This window comes from Ancylobacter sp. GW821-FHT10E12, from assembly GCF_058809335.1.
Genome location: NZ_JBXASN010000019.1, coordinates 105,448 through 123,858, shown reverse-complemented (window position 1 = coordinate 123,858; position 18,411 = coordinate 105,448). Strand labels below are relative to the sequence as shown.

At 66.1% G+C, this 18,411-nt stretch carries 14 protein-coding genes; 5 read left to right on the top strand and 9 right to left on the bottom strand.

All coding sequences use genetic code 11. The annotated features are described in order from the left end of the window. Positions 1-112: 112 nt before the first annotated feature. Positions 113-898: a hydroxypyruvate isomerase gene (gene hyi / locus AC1RU4_RS22305; protein ID WP_492893345.1), complete on the bottom strand. Its 786-nt coding sequence runs from the start codon at positions 896-898 to the stop codon at positions 113-115. Positions 899-1,063: 165 nt separating this feature from the next. Then, the gene (gene gcl, locus AC1RU4_RS22300) at positions 1,064-2,830 is read right to left on the bottom strand and encodes a glyoxylate carboligase (RefSeq protein ID WP_492893344.1); all 1,767 of its coding nucleotides are present in this window, start codon (positions 2,828-2,830) and stop codon (positions 1,064-1,066) included. Positions 2,831-3,166: 336 nt separating this feature from the next. Between gcl and AC1RU4_RS22295 the strand changes: the two genes are divergently transcribed. Both AC1RU4_RS22295 and AC1RU4_RS22290 read left to right on the top strand, forming a co-directional pair. Next, entirely contained in the window at positions 3,167-3,985 is an 819-nt protein-coding gene (locus AC1RU4_RS22295; RefSeq protein WP_492893343.1) for an IclR family transcriptional regulator, read from the top strand. 88 nt (positions 3,986-4,073) lie between these two features. Further along, entirely contained in the window at positions 4,074-4,832 is a 759-nt protein-coding gene (locus AC1RU4_RS22290) for a hypothetical protein (protein WP_492893342.1), read from the top strand. A 374-nt stretch (positions 4,833-5,206) separates the two neighbouring features. On the opposite strand, the gene frc (AC1RU4_RS22285) is transcribed toward AC1RU4_RS22290, so the two are convergent. The 5 genes from frc (AC1RU4_RS22285) to AC1RU4_RS22265 form a co-directional block, all read right to left on the bottom strand. After that, complete coding sequence (gene frc, locus AC1RU4_RS22285; RefSeq protein ID WP_492893341.1) at positions 5,207-6,457, bottom strand: formyl-CoA transferase; 1,251 nt, start codon at positions 6,455-6,457, stop codon at positions 5,207-5,209. Between the two features lie 266 nt (positions 6,458-6,723). Then, positions 6,724-8,001, bottom strand: a complete 1,278-nt coding sequence (gene frc, locus AC1RU4_RS22280; RefSeq protein WP_492893340.1) for a formyl-CoA transferase — start codon at positions 7,999-8,001, stop codon at positions 6,724-6,726. 125 nt (positions 8,002-8,126) lie between these two features. After that, positions 8,127-9,869 (bottom strand): oxalyl-CoA decarboxylase, encoded by a 1,743-nt coding sequence (oxc, locus tag AC1RU4_RS22275; protein ID WP_492893339.1) that lies wholly within the window; start codon positions 9,867-9,869, stop codon positions 8,127-8,129. 252 nt (positions 9,870-10,121) lie between these two features. Further along, positions 10,122-10,847 carry a GntR family transcriptional regulator gene (locus AC1RU4_RS22270; protein WP_492893338.1) on the bottom strand — a complete coding sequence of 242 codons (726 nt, stop codon included), beginning with the start codon at positions 10,845-10,847 and terminating at the stop codon, positions 10,122-10,124. A gap of 394 nt (positions 10,848-11,241) precedes the next feature. Beyond that, positions 11,242-11,943, bottom strand: coding sequence for a GntR family transcriptional regulator (locus tag AC1RU4_RS22265; RefSeq protein ID WP_492893337.1), 702 nt, complete (start codon positions 11,941-11,943; stop codon positions 11,242-11,244). A gap of 456 nt (positions 11,944-12,399) precedes the next feature. On the opposite strand from AC1RU4_RS22265, the gene oxlT (AC1RU4_RS22260) reads away from it, so the two are divergent. Both oxlT (AC1RU4_RS22260) and oxlT (AC1RU4_RS22255) read left to right on the top strand, forming a co-directional pair. Then, a complete protein-coding gene (gene oxlT / locus AC1RU4_RS22260; RefSeq protein ID WP_492893336.1) occupies positions 12,400-13,686 on the top strand; it encodes an oxalate/formate MFS antiporter in 1,287 nt (428 codons plus the stop codon). 674 nt (positions 13,687-14,360) lie between these two features. Next, positions 14,361-15,653, top strand: coding sequence for an oxalate/formate MFS antiporter (gene oxlT / locus AC1RU4_RS22255; protein ID WP_492893335.1), 1,293 nt, complete (start codon positions 14,361-14,363; stop codon positions 15,651-15,653). A gap of 110 nt (positions 15,654-15,763) precedes the next feature. On the opposite strand, the gene AC1RU4_RS22250 is transcribed toward oxlT (AC1RU4_RS22255), so the two are convergent. Then, the gene (locus AC1RU4_RS22250; protein WP_492893334.1) at positions 15,764-16,219 is read right to left on the bottom strand and encodes an NUDIX hydrolase; all 456 of its coding nucleotides are present in this window, start codon (positions 16,217-16,219) and stop codon (positions 15,764-15,766) included. A gap of 30 nt (positions 16,220-16,249) precedes the next feature. Next, positions 16,250-16,927: a DJ-1/PfpI family protein gene (locus AC1RU4_RS22245; RefSeq protein ID WP_492893333.1), complete on the bottom strand. Its 678-nt coding sequence runs from the start codon at positions 16,925-16,927 to the stop codon at positions 16,250-16,252. 214 nt (positions 16,928-17,141) lie between these two features. On the opposite strand from AC1RU4_RS22245, the gene AC1RU4_RS22240 reads away from it, so the two are divergent. Next, entirely contained in the window at positions 17,142-18,374 is a 1,233-nt protein-coding gene (locus AC1RU4_RS22240) for a lytic murein transglycosylase (RefSeq protein WP_492893332.1), read from the top strand. Positions 18,375-18,411 lie beyond the last annotated feature (37 nt).

The window sequence follows — 18,411 nt, the reverse complement described above, 5'->3', positions numbered from 1 at the left end:
ATCGATCAGGTGCCCGGCCATCGGCGCGCCCATGATCCCGAGCCCGACAAATCCAACCTTAGCCATTTTCTTTCCTCTTTGTCCTAGACCTTGAAGTGTCGAGTGCCGGCGTTCATGCGGCGCCGGTGAGCGCCGACATCCAGCCGAGGCCGGCCGCCGTGTCGCCTTTTGGCTTGTATTCGCAGCCGACCCAGCCGGCATAGCCGATGGCGTCGAGATGCTTGAACAGGAAGCCGTAATTGATCTCGCCGGTGCCGGGCTCATTGCGGCCGGGATTGTCGGCGAGCTGCACATGCGCGATCAGCGGCAGGTTGGCCTCGATGGTGCGGGCGAGATCGCCCTCCATGATCTGCATGTGATAGATGTCGTACTGGATGAACAGGTTGTCCGAGCCGACCTCTTCGATGATCGCCTTGGCTTGCCTGGTGTAGTTCAGGAAGAAGCCGGGAATGTCGCGGGTGTTGATCGGCTCGATCAGCAGCTTCAGGCCGGCTTCCTTGATCTTCGGCGCGGCGAATTTCAGGTTCTCGACGAAGGTCTTGTGCAGCACTTCGCGATCCGCCCCGGCCGGCACGATGCCGGCGAGGATGTTGACCTGCGGGCAGCCGAGCGCGGTGGCATAGGCGATCGCCTTGTCGACGCCGGCGCGGAACTCGTCGACGCGGTCGGGGAAGATGGCGATGCCGCGCTCGCCGGCGCCCCAGTTGCCGGCCGGCAGATTATGCAGGACCTGGCTGAGATTGTTGGCCTTCAGCCTGGCGACGAGATCTTCCACCGGGAAGTCGTAGGGGAAGAGATACTCGACGCCGGTGAAACCGGCGCTTGCTGCCTTCTCGAAGCGATCGAGAAACGGCACCTCGTTGAAGAGCATGGTGAGATTGGCGGCGAAACGGGGCATGGACCGCTCCTGAACAGGATGGCTGGACTTCGGGGAAAGCGCGACGAGACGCTTGTGGCGGCTCGCCGGGCCTTCGCCTCACGATAGCGGCGAAAAGGTGACACGGCGCCTGCGATGGCGCGGCTGCACCCGGCAGCTGCGACAATCGGCGCCGTGTCGTCGGGATCAGGCGGTTTCCTTGGCGGATTCCAGCGGCAGGTCGAGCACTTCCTCGAACTCGTTGACCGCGTCGATCTCCACGCCCATGGCGATGTTGGTGACGCGCTCCAGGATGAACTCCATCACCACCGGCACCTGGTGCTCCTTCATCAGCGCCTTGGCGCGGGTGAAGGCGTCCTTGAACTCGTTGGGCGAGGACACGCGCACCGCCTTGCAGCCGAGGCCCTCGGCCACCGCCACATGGTCGACGCCGTAGCCGGCGTTTTCCTCGGCATTGATGTTGTCGAAGGCCAGCGAGACCTCGAAATCCATGTTGAAGCCGCGCTGCGCCTGACGGATCAGGCCCAGATAGGAATTGTTCACCACGACATGGATGTAGGGCAGCTTGTGCTGGGCGCCGACCGCCAGTTCCTCGATCATGAACTGGAAGTCGTAATCGCCCGACAGCGCCACGATCTCGGCATCCGGGTCGGCCGCGCGCACGCCGAGCGCCGCCGGCAGCGTCCAGCCGAGCGGGCCGGCCTGGCCGCAATTGATCCAGTTGCGCGGCTCGTAGACCCTGAGGAACTGCGCGCCGGCGATCTGCGACAGGCCGATGGTGGAGACGTAGCGGGTGTGGCGCCCGAACGCCTCGTTCATCTCCTCGTAGACGCGCTGCGGCTTGAGCGGCACGTTGTCGAAGTGGCTCTTGCGGTGCATGGTCTTCTTGCGGTCGAGGCATTCCCGCGCCCAGGCCGAGCGGTCCTTCAGCTTGCCGGCCGCCTTGTATTCCCTGGCGACCTCGATGAAGAGCTCCAGCGCCGCGCCGGCGTCGGAGACGATGCCGAGATCCGGGCCGAACACGCGGCCGATCTGGGTCGGCTCGATGTCGACATGGATGAATGTGCGGCCCTTGGTATAGACGTCGACCGAGCCGGTATGGCGGTTCGCCCAGCGGTTGCCGATGCCGAACACGAAGTCGGAGGCGAGCAGCGTCGCGTTGCCGTAGCGGTGCGAGGTCTGCAGACCGCACATGCCGGCCATCAGGTCGTGGTCGTCCGGGATGGTGCCCCAGCCCATCAGGGTCGGGATGACCGGCACGCCGGTGAGCTCGGCGAACTCGACCAGCAGGTCGGAGGCGTCCGCATTGATGACGCCGCCGCCGGAGACGAGGAGCGGGCGCTCCGCCTCGTTCAGCATGGCGATGGCCTTCTCGGCCTGCTTGCGGGTCAGCTTCGGCTTGTAGACGGCGAGCGGCTCGTAGGTGTCCTCGTCGAACTCGATCTCGGCGAGCTGGACGTCGATCGGCAGGTCGATGAGCACCGGGCCGGGGCGGCCGGAGCGCATGACGTGGAACGCCTGCTGGAACACCATCGGGACGAGCGCCGGCTCGCGGACCATGACGGCCCACTTGGCGAGCGGCTTGGCGATCGATTCGATGTCGACGGCCTGGAAGTCTTCCTTGTAGAGGCGCGCGCGCGGAGCCTGGCCGGTGATGCACAGGATCGGGATCGAATCGGCGGCGGCGGAATAGAGGCCGGTGATCATGTCGGTGCCGGCCGGGCCGGAGGTGCCGATGCACACGCCGATATTGCCGGCCTTGGCGCGGGTATAGCCCTCGGCCATGTGCGAGGCGGCCTCGACATGGCGCGCCAGGATATGGCGCGTCTTCCCATGCGCGCGCATGGCGGAATAAAGCGGATTGATCGCGGCGCCCGGCACGCCGAAGGCGACGGTCACGCCTTCCTTCTCGAGAACCCGGATAGCAGCATCGACGGCACGCATCTTGGCCATGGCATTTCCTCCTGGCGACCCTGTCGGTGACCCGTCCGGCACGGGCATCGCCCTGCTCGTTGCAGGGCCGGCGGTGCCCCGCGCCAGCGTGTCGGACCCTTTTCTCAACTCTCCGGCGCCGGCGGGACCGCATCCCGATCGGCTCATCATTCCCGCGCTGCGGGATGAATTTCCGAAATCGCGGGAAACATGCCATGGCGATCGCATTTCCGCAATACGGGATATATTTCTGGTTTGCGAAAAACCGTGAGTTGGGCCTTTATGAGGGAAACCACCTTGAGGGACCGCCTCGGGGCGAGCGGGCGGCGGTCGCGCGCCGGCCAACGGAGGACGTCCATGAGTGAGCCCGCCACCAGCATCCGCCGCCGCGGGCGCCCGTCGTCATCGGGCACCGCGGAGAATGGCGGCGAGGTGCAGTCGCTCGACCGCGCCATCTCGCTGCTGGAAGTGCTGGCCTTGTCCGACGGCATGACGCTGAGCGAGCTCGCCCGCCGCGCCGAGCTGCCGACCTCCACCGTGCACCGGCTGCTCGCCACGCTGGACCGGCGCGGCCTGGTCGGCAACGATCCGGCGACCGGCCACTGGATGGTCGGGCTCGGGCTGTTCCGCATCGGCTCGACCTATCTGCGCATCCGCAAGCTGCCGGAGATCTCCCGCGCGCTGCTGCGCGAGCTGTCGGCCGGGGTGAACGAGACGGTGAACCTGTCGCTGATCGACGGGCCGCGGCTGGTCTGCGTGGCGCAGGTCGAGAGCCATGCGGCGGTGCGCGCCTTCTTCCGCATCGGCGGCGACCTGCCGATCCACGCCTCGGGCGGCGGCAAGGCGATCCTGTCGGCGATGAACCAGGAGGCGCGCCGCGCCTGGCTGGGCGGCGACCAGCTCCAGCGCTTCACCGAGCACACCCATGTGAGCCGGCGGGCGCTGCAGGCCGATCTCGCCGAGATCGCCGAGCGCGGCTACGCCATCGACGACGAGGAGCACACGCCGGGGATGCGCTGCGTCGCCGCCGCGGTGCTCGACGAATGGCGCGAGCCGGTCGGGGCGATCTCGATCTCGGCGCCGACGGTGCGGATGTCGCCCGAGCGCATCGTCGACCTCGGGGGGCGCGTGCGCGAGGCGGCGCAGCGGCTGACGACGCGTTATTCCGGGCTGTAGACCGGCAGGCGGCAACGGGCACGTTCAGGTTGTGTTGAAAACAACTATAGGTATAGTTGTGCTTTCCTCACTACCGACGGGACGCGTCATGAAGCTCTGGAAGGTGCCTCACTCCGAACGGTTCGACGATGTGCCGGAATGGCGGATGGGGCTGCATCTGGCCCGCGGCTGGCCGGACGATACGCCCTATGTGGTGATCGGCGGCGAGGTCGCGGTTGCGCTGGATGAACTCGGCACGCCGGTGGAGCCGGTCGAGGGCGTCGCCTATCTGAAGTCGTCATGGCTGCGGCCGGACTGCACGCGGCGCCAGGAGCTGTTCGAGGAATGGCTCGACTACCTCACGATCCTTCCCGAACTGAACGTGCCGACGGGGGATGAGCTCACCGCCCTCGTTTGGCAGGCCGGACGATTCGCCGGTGCCATGGGCGGATTGGCGGTGTCGCCTGGCGAATCATCGACGCCGGTGCACCCGGCTCCTATGCAGGCCCATCTGCCCTTCGCGACGCGCAGCGACCACAACACCGTCGTCCATCGCTGGGAGCCGTTCCCGGCCAGCCGCCGCTGCCGGATCGGCGGCTCGGCGATCGCCGCCGACACGTTCGGCGCGCCGGAACGGGAGGACGGCTTCGTGGCTTCCGGTTTCGCGGCGGTCGGCCGCTACGCCCTGCCGTCGCTGCTGCCGGCCTGTTTCCGCTATGCGCTGCAGCCCGATGCCGGCTCGGCGATGGAATGCGGAGCCTCGGTGCCGGCGTTCGGCCAGGCCGGCCGCGGCGTCGAGATACGCTTTCCGGTTGCCGCGACCACGCGCGCGCCGATCGTGCCGCCGACGGTGCTGCCGCCGATGTGAGCGCCGGCCGCCGGGTGTCGATGCGGCGCCGGGTGCCGGCTTTCCGAAGGCCGTCCGGGAGAAAGGCCGCCACCGGCATCCGGCCGAAGGCGCCGCCTTGCCATGGCCTCGCGGGTGCCACGCAAAAAAATGGCCGGCGCCCGTGTGACGGAGCGCCGGCTCAGTCGCCTAGGAGGAACCGAACGTCGGGAGGCTGACCCGGGCCGGACCTCTCGTCCGGTTGGAACAGACCCCAGAGCGTTCTGCTCCGGGAGGCTCGCGGGCGGCGCCGCCTCATTCAGGCACGCGCCGCCGATCTGGTGGAGGCCGGAACGGCGAGCGCCGCCGGCCGAAGCGCCGATCAGGCCGAAGCCCGATCGGCTGAAGGTTCTCGCTCAGACGGCCTTGGCGTCGTGCAGGGCGACGATCTCTTCCTGGGAATAGCCGAGATCGGCGAGCACTTCGTTGGTGTGCTGGCCGAGCAGCGGCGAGGCGGTGATCTCCACCGACACGTCCGAGAACTTGATCGGCGAGCCGACGGTCAGGTACTTGCCGAGCTTGGGGTGATCGACCTCGACCACGGTGCCGCTCTTGCGCAGCGACGGGTCGTTGGCGATTTCCTTCATCGACAGCACCGGAGCGCAGGGGATGTCGAACTTGCGCAGGATGTCGATGGCCTCGAACTTCGTCTTGTCGGCGAGCCAGCTCTCGATGAAGGCGAAGATGTCGAAGATCTTGTCCTGACGGGCCTCGGCGGTGTTGTAGGCCGGATCGTCGATCCATTCCGGCTTGCCCAGCGCCTTGCAGATCGGCGCCCAGGCGTGGCCCTGGATGGTGAAGTAGATATAGGCGTTGGCGTCGGTCTCCCAGCCCTTGCACTTCAGCACCCAGCCCGGCTGGCCGCCGCCGCCCGCGTTGCCGCCGCGCGGCACCACGTCCGAGAACTCGCCATGCGGATACTGGGGATATTCCTCGAGATAGCCGAGGGCGTCGAGGCGCTGCTGGTCGCGCAGCTTCACGCGGCACAGGTTCAGCACCGAATCCTGCATCGACACGGCGACCTTCTGGCCCTTGCCGGTCTTGATCTTCGCATGCAGCGCCGTGAGGATGCCGATGGCCAGATGCATGCCGGTGTTGCTGTCGCCGAGCGCGGCGGCCGACACGGTCGGCGGGCCGTCCCAGAAGCCGGTGGTGGACGCGGCGCCGCCGGCGCACTGCGCGACGTTCTCGTACACTTTCAGGTCTTCATAGGCGTGGCCTTCCGAGAAGCCCTTCACCGAGGCGAGGATCATGCCCGGGTTGAGCTCCTGGATGTGCTCCCAGGTGAAGCCCATGCGGTCGAGCGCGCCGGGGCCGAAATTCTCGACCATGACGTCCGATTCCTTGATCAGCTTGGTCAGGACTTCCTTGCCCTGGGCCGTCTTGGTGTCGAGCGTCAGCGAACGCTTGTTGGAGTTGAGCATGGTGAAGTAGAGCGCGTCCGCGTCCTTGACGTGGCGCAGCTGCGAGCGCGTGACATCGCCCGCGCCGGGACGCTCAACCTTGATCACATCGGCGCCGAACCAGGCGAGGAGCTGCGTGCAGGCGGGACCCGCCTGGACGTGCGTGAAATCGATGATCTTTATACCTTCGAGCGGCTTGGACATCTCGGTCGACTTCCCTTTAGCGTTTGGCTTCGTTCGGCACGGCGGCTCTCCCGACCGTGCCGTAGAATGGGTTCCGGCCCGCGGGGGCGCTGGAACCTACTTCTCCCCGTGCTCCGCCGGTCAGGCTGGCGGAATACGTCCCAGGTGGTGTTGCGACATCGGAATCTCGGACATCGGAATGTTCACGACTTCTTCTCGCCACCTCAGGTCTCGTTCGCACGAAGCCGGATGCGGATCCGGCGCCGGTGCACTCTCATGTCGCTCCGCTATTCGGCCGCCACCCGCACCGGCTCGCCGACCGCGCCCGACGCCTTGATGGCGTCGATGGCGCCGGTATCGAAGCCGAGCACCTGCGCGAGGATCTCCTCGGTGTGCTCGCCGAGCAGCGGCGAGCGTTCCACCGGCACGTCGTTGTCCGACAGCTTGATCGGGTTGCCGACGGTGAGATAGGCGCCGCGCGTGGGGTGCTCCACTTCCACCAGCGTGCCGGTGGCGTAGAGCGAGCGATCCTCGGCGATCTCCTTCATCGAGAGCACCGGGCCGCAGGGAATGTCGAAATTGTTGAGGATATCCATCGCCTCGAACTTGGTGTGGGCCATGGTCCACGATTCGATGCGGGTGAAGATCTCGTTGAGATGCGGCAGCCGGGCCGCGGCCGTCGCGTAATTGGGATCGGTCTTCCACTCGGGCGCGTGGATGATGTCGCAGATCTTGGCCCAGACCGGCGCCTGGGTGATGAAGTAGATATAGGCGTTGGGATCGGTCTCCCAGCCCTTGCACTTCAGGATGCGGCCCGGCTGGCCGCCGCCGGAATCATTGCCCGCGCGCGGCACCGCGTCGCCGAAGGGCAGGCCCTCGCCGAACTGGCTGTATTCGCGCAGCGGGCCGCGCTCCAGGCGCTGCTGGTCGCGCAGCTTGACGCGGCACAGGTTCAGCACCGAATCCTGCATGGCGCAGAGCACCTTCTGGCCCCGGCCGGTCAACGTGCGCTGGTAGAGCGCGGTGACGATGCCGAGGGCGAGGTGCAGGCCGGTGCCGGAATCGCCGATCTGCGCCGCGGTGACCAGCGGCAGGCCGTCGCGGAAGCCGGTGGTGGAGGCGGAGCCGCCGGTGCACTGGGCGACGTTCTCGTAGACCTTGCAGTCTTCGAACGGGCCGGGGCCGAAGCCCTTCACCGAGGCGAGGATGATACGGGGATTGAGCTCCTGGATGCGCTCCCAGGTGAAGCCCATGCGATCGAGCGCGCCGGGAGCGAAATTCTCCACCATCACGTCGCAGATCTTCACCAGGTCCTCGAGGATCTTCTTGCCCTCGGGGTTCTTGGTGTCGAGCGTGATCGAACGCTTGTTCGAGTTCAGCATGGTGAAATAGAGACTGTCCGCATTCGGGACATCGCGCAGCTGAGCCCGCGTGACGTCGCCTTCGCCGGGACGTTCCACCTTGATCACGTCGGCGCCGAACCAGGCCAGAAGCTGGGTGCAGGTCGGGCCGGACTGAACATGGGTGAAATCGAGGATGCGGACTCCGTCCAGTGCCTTGCCCATGAGTTTCCCTCTCGAAGTTGTGCCCGGCGTTTGCGCCGGTGCGATTCGTTCATTGGGTAGATTTGGCGTTGGGTAGGGTTGGCATTGAGGGGCGGGCGGAGCTGGCTCCGCCCGCCCGGTGTCGATCAGCTCTTCTTCTTGACGACGCTCTGCGGGTTCAGGCTGCCGATATTGCCGCTCTCGCTGCCGGCCGCCGGATCGATGACCGCGTTGATGAGGGTCGGGCGGCCCGAGTCCATCGCCTCGTCGACGGCGCGCTTCAGCTCGTCGGGTGTGGTGACGTTCACGCCGATGCCGCCGAAGGCCTCCATCATCTTGTCGTAGCGGGAGTTCTTGACGAACACGGTGGTGCCGGGGTCGCGGCCGGTCGGGTCGGTGTCGAGACCGCGATAGATACCGTTATTGTTGAACACCACGATGCAGACCGGCAGGTTGTAGCGGCAGATCGTCTCCACCTCCATGCCGGAGAAGCCGAAGGCGCTGTCGCCCTCGACCGCCAGAACCGGCTTGCCGGTCTCCACCGCCGCGCCGACGGCGAAGCCCATGCCGATGCCCATCACGCCCCAGGTGCCGACGTCCAGGCGCTTGCGCGGCTGGTACATGTCGATGACGCCGCGGGCGAGGTCGAGCGTGTTGGCGCCTTCGTTGACCAGGATGGCGTCGGGACGCTCCTTGATCACGGTGCGCAGCGCGCCGAGCGCCGAGTGGAAGTCCATCGGGGTGGAGTTCTTGAGCAGGCGCTGGCCCATCTTGGAGATGTTGATCTCCTTGCGGGACTTGATGTCCTCGATCCACTCGGACGGGGGGGCCTGCCAGCCGGCCTTGATGCCCTCGTTGAGGGCCGCGATGCAGGAGCCGATGTCGCCGACCACCGGGGCGACGATCTCGACATTCGAGTCCATTTCCTTGGGCTCGATATCGATCTGGATGAACTTCTTGGGCGCATCGCCCCAGGTCTTGCCCTTGCCGTGCGACAGCAGCCAGTTGAGGCGGGCGCCGACCAGCAGCACGACGTCCGAGTCCTTCAGCACGGTCGAGCGCGCCGCGCCGGCCGACTGGGGATGGGTGTCGGGCAGCAGGCCCTTGGCCATGCTCATCGGCAGGAAGGGGATGCCGGAATCCTCGATGAACGCGCGGATCTCCTCGTCGGCCTGGGCATAGGCGGCGCCCTTGCCGAGGATGATCAGCGGCTTCTTCGCCGACTTCAGCACGTCGAGCGCGCGCTTGATCGCCGCGGGAGCCGGCAGCTGCGCCGGGGCGGCGTCGATGACCTTCACCAGCGACTTGGCGCCCTTCTGGGCGTCGATCACCTGCGAGAACAGCTTGGCCGGCAGGTCGAGATAGACGCCGCCGGGACGGCCGGAGACCGCCGCGCGGATGGCGCGGGCGACGCCGATGCCGATATCCTCGGCGTGCAGCACGCGGAAGGCGGCCTTGCAGAGCGGCTTGGCGATGGCCAGCTGGTCCATCTCCTCGTAGTCGCCCTGCTGCAGGTCGACGATCTCGCGCTCGGACGAGCCGGAGAGCAGGATCATCGGGAAGCAGTTGGTCGTCGCGTTGGCGAGAGCGGTCAGACCGTTCAGGAAGCCGGGCGCGGAGACGGTGAGGCAGATGCCGGGCTTCTTGGTGAGGAAGCCGGCGATGGCGGCGGCGTTGCCGGCGTTCTGCTCGTGGCGGAACGAGACGACACGGATGCCTTCGGCCTGGGCCATGCGGCCCAGATCGGTGATCGGAATGCCCGGCACACCGTAGATGGTCTCGATGCCGTTGAGTTTGAGCGCATCGATGACGAGGTGGAAGCCGTCTGTCAGCTCCACTTCGTCGTCGGCGGCGTTAGTTGCGTCAATCACCTGTGCTACTGCGGACATCCCGCTTCCTCCCGGAAAATCTTGTCTGCACCGTTTCTGATGGATCGTTGCTAGAGCGTCGGGCCTGCCAGACGCGGAAACTGGGCATGTGAAAGGGATTGCGGGCGACCCGCGCCGTCACGGCGGCGGATCCTCGGCAGGCGATCGGCGGCTGGCGTGTCCGCCGGCGTCTTTGCTGCTCCCATTCCTTCCTCTCCCATGCCTTCACTTCCCCTCGTCGGTCGACGACCCATGCCGTGGCCGGCCCGCCGCCTAGTCAAGGTCTACGTGGCTCTCGACGTGCTTCGCCAGCCGGAGCGTGTGGTCACGGACCAACCGCTCGGCGCGGTCCGCGTCCCGCGCCTCGAGTGCCTGGATGATCTCGAGATGGTCGGAGGCCGAACGCTGCGCCCGGTCCATCTCGAAGATCGTGCGATGGCGGATGGCCCGAACGTGGAAGAACAGGTTGTCCGTCATCGCCGCGAGAAGAGAGGAGCCGCTCAGCCGGATCAGCGCCTGGTGGAACGCGATATTCGCGGTCGAATATTCGTCGCACCGCTCGCGCTCGATCCGGGAGAGATCGAACTCCTTGAAAAAGGCCCTCAGTCCGGCGATCGCCTCGTCGCTTGCGCGTGACGTGGCGAGGCGAGCCGCCATGCTTTCCAGTGCCGCCCAGGCCTCGATCATCTCGATGATCTCGGCCTTGGTGCGGCGAACCACCAAAATCCCCCGCCTCGGCACCGCCCTGAGCAGGCCCTCCTGCTCCAGCATCGCCACCGCTTCGCGGATCGGCGTGCGGCTTGCGCCAAGGCGCTCCGAAATATCCCGCTCGTCGAGCAGCAACGGCTCGTCGGAGCCGTAGATGTTCATGTTGGTGATGGCTTCCTTGAGAGCGGCATAGGCCTTGCTCTTGAAGCTCTCCTTCGCCGGCAGACGCTCAATGGCCAGGCCATTGTCGCCGCTCTGCCACCTTTTGTTCAGAACTGCCTTCGTATTCACGGCAAAACCCTCTCCGGGAAGTACCCGAGGCGGATTTTCACGGAATTTGGCATACCAAATACCAGCATGTCAATCGGCGATCCCCGTGTCCGCGGAGACCGCGGCGCTTCCCGTCCCACATCGATTTGCCCGATGGACCGGCCTTCTATGAGGCCTTGGCATTGTGCGTTCCATCGTTGCGTATGCAATATACCACGACGAAAGGCGCATGGCGAGACCGCCTGAACAGTTTGATGCGCAGGTGGACGAAATGTTCGCGAGGCGGCAACCGGCGAGGCGGCCGAGCGGAAAGCCCACGCGGAGAGCTCGCGCGTCCGGCCGACGGCGGGTTGCGCTGCGGCGGGGGACGGGCAGGGGGCTGCGGGCGGTGCCCGGACGAGCGGCCCGCTCGTGTTCAGGCGAGGAACTTGCCGTGCTTTTCCACATGGGCGGCAAGGCCCAGCGTGTGCTCGCGCACCAGCCGCTCGGCGAGGTCGGCGTCGCGCGCCGTCAGCGCGGCGATGATGGCGCGGTGCTCCTGCAGCGAGCGCTCGGCGCGATTCTCCTGGCGCATCGACACGGCGCGGATGCCGCGGATGTGAATGAACAGGTTCGCCGTCATCTCGCCGATCATCGCGCAGCCGCCCAGCCGGATGACGGTCTGGTGGAAGCGGATATTGGCGTCGGAATATTCGTTCATGTGGTCGGCCGGCGGCTCGGCCTCGAAATCGTGGAACACGTCGCGCAGCTCGGCGAGGTCGCGGTCGCTGGCGCGGGTCGCCGCCAGCCGGGCGGCCATGCTTTCCAGCGCCGCCCAGACGGTGATCATCTCGATGATCTCGCGCTTGGACTTGCGCACCACGAAAATGCCGCGCCGCGGCACCGAGCGCACGAAGCCCTCCTGCTCCAGCACGGTGAGCGCCTCGCGAATCGGCGTGCGGCTGACACCGAGGTCCTGCGACAATTGCCGCTCGTCGAGCCGGATCTCGCTCTCCTGCCCGTACATGTCCATCTCGGTGATCGCCTTCTTGATGGCGTCATAGGCGAGGGCACGCAGGCTGGTATTGGCGGCGAGGGGCGCGATGTTCAGGCGGGCTTGACTGTCGGCGGCTTCCACGGGCGGTTCCCTCGTCTTCGATTATGCGGCCGTTCCTTCCGGTCCGTGCCGGCACCGGTGTCGAGACCGCTGCCGGCTCGCGCGAATCCTTGGAGAGGTCGACGCGAGCGATCATCGTATACCACACCGGGCGCGTGCAATCCTTACCTTCGCCGTCCGCGCCGCCGACGCGCCGGACGGCAGGGCGGCGGGCAGCGCCTCCGTATCGGCATGTCTTACGGTGCGTCACTAGTTGACGTTAAGTAATGACGTTAGGGAATATTACGTTGCGTCATCACGCAGGGTATTTTTTCTTGCATTGCTGGTATGCAAAATTTTGCATATTTAAAATTATGTAGTATACATGCTTCCGATCCGTCAGCTCAGACCGCTCGAAGCGCGCTGACGATACGGAAGCTACCAAAAACAATACGGCGAACAGCCGAGCCATTACGTTGGGAAACGTTTGAGGAAGCCATGACAACTCCCGCTACGTCATCTGTGAATAAAACCCGCTGGCTGCAACTGGTGTTCGGCGTGATCTGCATGTGCATGATCGCCAACATGCAGTACGGCTGGACGTTCTTCGTCGGCCCGATGCAGGAGCGTCACGGCTGGGACCGCGCCGCCATCCAGGTGGCCTTCTCGATCTTCATCGTCACCGAGACCTGGCTGGTGCCGATCGAGGGATGGTTCGTCGACAAATACGGCCCGCGGGTCGTGGTGTTGTTCGGCGGCGTGTTCTGCGGCCTCGCCTGGGTGATGAACGCGTACGCCACCAGCCTGACCACGCTCTACATCGCCGCCGCGCTCGGCGGTATCGGTGCGGGCGCCGTGTACGGCACCTGCGTCGGCAACTCGCTGAAATGGTTCCCGGACAAGCGCGGCCTGGCGGCCGGCATCACCGCCGCCGGCTTCGGCGCGGGTTCGGCGCTGACCGTGATTCCGATCCAGAACATGATCAAGAATCAGGGTTACGAGGCGGCGTTCCTCTATTTCGGCCTTGCCCAAGGTATCGTGATCACCGTGATCGCGCTGTTCCTCGCCGCTCCGTACAAGGGCCAGGTCGCCGCGATGGTGGCGAAGGTCGCCCAGTCGGCCCGCGACTTCTCTCCCAAGGAGATGCTCACCAGCCCGCTGTTCTGGGTGATGTACGCGATGTTCGTCATGATGGCCGCCGGCGGCCTGATGGCGACCGCCCAGCTCGGCCCGATCGCCAAGGATTTCGGCATTGCCGACATCCCGGTCAGCCTGATCGGCATCACGCTGCCGGCGCTCACCTTCGCCGCCGCCATCGACCGCGTGCTCAACGGCCTGACCCGTCCGTTCTTCGGCTGGGTGTCCGACCAGATCGGCCGCGAGAACACCATGTTCGTCGCCTTCGCCATCGAGGGCGTCGGTATCTATGCGCTGAGCGTGCTCGGCCACAACCCGGTGCTGTTCGTCATCCTCACCGGCCTCGTCTTCTTCGCCTGGGGCGAGATCTACAGCCTGTTCCCCGCCATGTGCGGCGACGCCTTCGGCTCGAAATTCGCCACAACCAATGCGGGCCTGCTCTACACCGCCAAGGGCACCGCGGCGCTGATCGTGCCGTTCACCAGCATCCTGACCACGGTGACCGGCAGCTGGCACGCGGTGTTCGTCTCGGCCGCGGCGCTCAACATCATCGCCGCCGTCATGGCGCTGGTGATCCTGAAGCCGCTGCGCCGCTCCCATGCCAAGGCCGCCGAGGCCGCCAAACTGGGTGCCGTCCCCGCCGAGTGATCGGCACCGACCATCCTTTCCTTCCTTTTGAGGGCGCGCCGCGAGGTGCGCCCTTTTTATTTGTGCTGATTCCCGGCCGCCATCGAAACGATTCAAAGTTGACGATAGGGAATTTTGATGGAAATCGTCGATGGGAGAGGGCGACGAGAAGATGACGTGACGCCGAGTTTCAATTCACTGATCGATGTCATTCAGCTGAAATGACCTAAAGTGTCCAATTTCGACGTTATATAAACTGAAGTATCTATCAAAAATTGTGAAAAACATCTGACAGTGTTGGCGAAATATAGGCTCGATATCATCTGTTTTATACAAAAATAATGCTCTGTTCGACATGGGTCCGATCGACGAAAAGGCAATTGGCATACATAATATTGTAGATTAGGATATGTCCTCAGCGGGTCGGGCCTATCAACCTTGCGTCAGTCCCCCACCGGTCGCAATCGCGACGGCGGGTGGGAGCGGCCGGTTGGGTAACCGCACACATAAATGGGAACCATGCGCCGCATCTGCGGCAGCCCCGGGGGCGGCGGCATCTTCGTCCCCCAGGCCAATGAAAACAGGCGGCGCCGATCTCCGGTTCGATCGGGACGAGCGACCGCCGAAAAACGCCGATCCGCGGCGCACAAGACATTGGAGAGGAGAACGCCTTGAGTACTTCGAGCCTTTCGACGATGGACGCTTCCATCAGCCGGACACGCTGGATCCAGCTTGCATGCGGCGTCATCTGTATGGTCGCCGCCGCGAACATCCAGTACGCCTGGACGTTGTTCGTCCCTGAAATCACCAAGGAATTCGGCTGGTCGCGCGCGGCCATCCAGACCACCTTCACCATCTTCGTCGTCGTCCAGACCTGGCTGGCGCCGATCGAGGGCTATTTCATCGACAAGTACGGCCCGCGGGCGATGGTGTTCATCGGCGGCTTCTTCACCGGCCTGTCGTGGCTGTTCAATTCCTACGCCGATACGCTGACCATGTATTACATCGGTGCGGCCATTGGCGGCGTCGGTGTCGGCCTGGTCTATGCCACCTGCGTCAACGCCGCGATCAAGTGGTTCCCGGACAAGCGCGGTCTCGCGGTCGGCCTCACCGCCGGCGGCTATGGCGCCGGCTCGGCCCTCACCATTCTGCCGATCGCCAACATGCTGGCCTCCTCTGGCGTTTCCCAGACCTTCTGGTTCTTCGGTCTGATCCAGGGCAGCGTCATCATGATCGCCGCGGTGTTCCTGCGTCACCCGCCCAAGAACCTCAAGGGTTCCAACAAGGTTGCCCAGAGCCGCCGCGACTATGAGCTCGGCGAGGCGCTTCGCTCCCCGGTGTTCTGGGTGCTGGCCGCGATGTTCATCGGCACCGTCACCGGCGGCCTGATGGCCGTGGCCCAGCTCGGCGTCATCGCCGAAGACCTCGGCGTGAAGAACTTCCAGGTGAACCTCTACTTCATCACCATGGCGGCCCTGCCTTTCGCGCTGATGCTCGACCGCATCCTGAACGGCATCTCGCGTCCGCTGTTCGGCTGGATCTCCGACCATATCGGCCGTGAGAGGACCATGTTCATCGCCTTCTTCATGGAAGGCGTGGGCATCGTCGCCCTCGGCACGTTCGGCCACAATCCGTGGGCGTTCCTGATTCTGTCGGGCGTGGTGTTCCTGGCCTGGGGCGAGGTGTACTCGCTGTTCTCGGCCACCGCCGCCGACACGTTCGGCACCAAGAACGTCGCCAAGATCTACGGTGTCCTGTACTGCGCCAAGGGCGTGGCCGCGCTGCTGGTTCCTTTCGGCAACATCCTGATGGAAGCCACCGGCACCTGGTCGAGCGTGCTCTACACCGTCGCCGCCATGGACATCTCGGCCGCCTTCGCCGCCCTGTTCATCCTGCGTCCGATGCTGGTCAAGCACCATGCCCGCAATGCCGAATGGGCCAAGGCCAACGGCATCACGCTGGCGCCGGTAGCGGCCGGCGGCCACTGAGCCGACCCCCGACACGAGACGGCAGGGGCCTCCTTCGGGAGGCCCCTTTGCATTCCAGGGCAGGCTCGGCCTCCTTCGGGGGCCGTTTTGCCTTGAGGAGGAGCCTGCGTTCAGCGCCGCGACGGCAGGCCGAGCGCGCGCATGGCGATCGCCTCCACTCTGTCGCTGGCGGCGGCGCCCATTCGCGCGACCTCCGCGAGGGTGAACCAGCCGGTCTCCAGCGCGTCGTCGGCGGCCTCGCCTTCGCCCGACACCCAGCGGCAGGCGACCGCGATCATCGCGAAATGATGGGCGAGGGCGCCGGCCTCGTCGGCCTCGATGAAGTCGAGCACGTCGATCAGCTCGGGGGAATCGGCGCGGATGCCGGTTTCCTCGGCGAGCTCGCGCAGGGCGGCGTCGAGAAACGGCTCGCCCCATTCGATCCGCCCGCCGGGATAGCCCCAGCGCCCCTGATCCGGCGGATTGGCGCGGCGCACCAGCATCAGCCGGTCCTCCCGGCGCACCACGGCCAGCACGGCGGCGGTCGGCCGCACGATGCGCCGTGCGGCTGGTTCGGACGGGTTCATGCGGGCGAATCTCCGGTGGCGTCTGGCGGCTCAATCATGACGCCGCCCGGCGGCGCGGCGGGCGACGGCATCGCGCTGGCCCTGGAAGCCGGCGGTCTGTTCGCGGATGGCGGCGACCGCCGAGGGCGTGCTGGTTCGCGGCGAGCCGCCGGGGAAGGGCGGGGCCGGATCATATTCCATGAACAGCTGGACGCGGCGCGCCCGTTCCTCGCCGAAGAGCTGCGCCGCCAGCGTCAGCGCGAAGTCGATGCCCGAGGTGACGCCCGCCCCGGTGATTCGGTTGCGATCCGTCACGACCCGCTGGGCGACGGGCTCGGCGCCGAAATAGGCCAGCTGCTCCAGCGACAGCCAGTGGCACGCCGCCCGGTATCCGCCCAGCAGCCCGGCGGCGGCCAGAACCAGCGATCCGGTGCAGACCGAGGTCACGAAGGTCGCGCGCTCCGCCTGCGCGCGCAGGAAGCCGCCGACCTCGTCGTCCTCCATCAGGTCGATCTGGCCGGGGCCGCCGGGGACGAACAGAATGTCGGCCGGCGGACAGTTGGCAAGCGTCGTGGTCGGCAGGAGCCGCAGGCCGCTGACGTCGGCGACGGGATCGAGCGACTTCCAGGCGAGGTGGATATGCAGCTCCGGGAAGCGGGCGAACACCTCGAAGGGTCCGGTCAGGTCCAGCTGGGTGAGGCGCGGATAGAGCAGCATGACGACGTTCATCGGATCATTCCCCAAGGCATCCACTGGTTCGAGCGTCCACCGGTCCAGGCACCCGCCGGCTCGTGCTCGCGCGGTTCATCTGTGTCATTGCGCCCTGCCCGAATCCAGACTCGCCGTCGGGCCCGGCGATCGACGCGTCACCGCACCGTGGCCGCATTTCTTGTAATCTCGTGATTCGCTATCAATGGCCGCATCGAGAATTCTGGGGGCATCCATGCGTAACGTGAAGAACCGGCTCCGTACCGTCGCGCTGGCCGCGATGACGATCGCGCCGATGGCGATTCCCGTCTCCGCGATGGCGCAGGCCTGCGGCAGCAACGGCGCCGGATTCGCCCAGTGGCTCGACGGCTTCAAGCGGCAGGCCGTGGCGCAGGGCGTCTCGCCGCGCACCGTCGCCACGGCGCTGGACGGCATCACTTACGCTCCCGACATCGCCGGCACGGATCGCGGGCAGAAGGTGTTCGCGCAAAGCTTCTTCGAGTTCTCCGACCGCATGGTTGCCAATTACCGCATCCAGCAGGGGCGGGCGCTTATCCAGAAGAATCAGGTGCTGTTCGCCCGTATCGAACAGCAATTCGGCGTGCCGGGTGCGGTGCTGGTGGCGTTCTGGGGGCTGGAGACCGATTTTGGCGCCTTCATGGGCGACAAGCCGAGCCTGCGCTCCATCGCGACGCTGGCCTGGGACTGCCGGCGGGCGGATATGTTCCGCACCCAGCTCATGGCGGCGCTGAAGATCATCGACCGCGGCGACCTCACGCCGCAGACCATGCGCGGGCCGTGGGCCGGCGAACTCGGGCAGTTCCAGTTCCTGCCCGACCACTATTTGAACTACGGCATCGACGAGGACGGCGACGGGCGCGTCGACCTCATCCGCTCGACGCCGGATGCGCTGGCCTCGGCGGCCAACTACATCAAGGCGCTCGGCTGGACGCGCGGCCAGCCCTGGCTGGAGGAGGTGCGCGTGCCGGCAAACCTGCCCTGGGACCAGACCGACCTCTCCACCAAGCTGCCGCGCGCGCAATGGGCGCGGTTCGGTGTCACGCGGGCGAACGGCGCGCCACTGCCGGCCGACAACCTTCCCGCCTCGGTGCTGCTGCCGATGGGGCGCCTGGGGCCGGCCTTCCTCGCCTATCCCAATTTCGACATCTTCACCGAGTGGAACAATTCGCTGACCTATGCCACCTCGGCGGCCTATCTCGCCACGCGGGTGGCTGGCGCATCGGCGTTCAACCGGGGGCAGGGCAAGGCGATCCCGGTGCTCTCGCAGGCGCAGGTGGTCGAATTGCAGCGGCTGCTCAATGCGCGCGGCCACCATGTCGGCCGGGTCGACGGCATTGCCGGCGCGGCGACGCGGCAGGCGGTGAAGGTGGAGCAAATGCGGCTCGGCCTGCCGGCCGATTCCTATCCGACGCCGGAGCTGCTGGGCGCGCTGCGGGCCGGTCGCTGACAGCGCCACTCCGGTGTCGGCCTAGGCGCCAGAGCCG

Coding starts and splice junctions, on each gene's coding strand:
- frc (WP_492893340.1), bottom strand. CDS start 8,001: ATGGGCAAGGCACTGGACGGAGTCCGCATCCTCGATTTCACCCATGTT.
- AC1RU4_RS22240 (WP_492893332.1), top strand. CDS start 17,142: ATGCGTAACGTGAAGAACCGGCTCCGTACCGTCGCGCTGGCCGCGATG.
- gcl (WP_492893344.1), bottom strand. CDS start 2,830: ATGGCCAAGATGCGTGCCGTCGATGCTGCTATCCGGGTTCTCGAGAAG.
- AC1RU4_RS22295 (WP_492893343.1), top strand. CDS start 3,167: ATGAGTGAGCCCGCCACCAGCATCCGCCGCCGCGGGCGCCCGTCGTCA.
- hyi (WP_492893345.1), bottom strand. CDS start 898: ATGCCCCGTTTCGCCGCCAATCTCACCATGCTCTTCAACGAGGTGCCG.
- oxlT (WP_492893335.1), top strand. CDS start 14,361: ATGGACGCTTCCATCAGCCGGACACGCTGGATCCAGCTTGCATGCGGC.
- oxc (WP_492893339.1), bottom strand. CDS start 9,869: ATGTCCGCAGTAGCACAGGTGATTGACGCAACTAACGCCGCCGACGAC.
- AC1RU4_RS22250 (WP_492893334.1), bottom strand. CDS start 16,219: ATGAACCCGTCCGAACCAGCCGCACGGCGCATCGTGCGGCCGACCGCC.
- frc (WP_492893341.1), bottom strand. CDS start 6,457: ATGTCCAAGCCGCTCGAAGGTATAAAGATCATCGATTTCACGCACGTC.
- AC1RU4_RS22290 (WP_492893342.1), top strand. CDS start 4,074: ATGAAGCTCTGGAAGGTGCCTCACTCCGAACGGTTCGACGATGTGCCG.
- AC1RU4_RS22245 (WP_492893333.1), bottom strand. CDS start 16,927: ATGAACGTCGTCATGCTGCTCTATCCGCGCCTCACCCAGCTGGACCTG.
- oxlT (WP_492893336.1), top strand. CDS start 12,400: ATGACAACTCCCGCTACGTCATCTGTGAATAAAACCCGCTGGCTGCAA.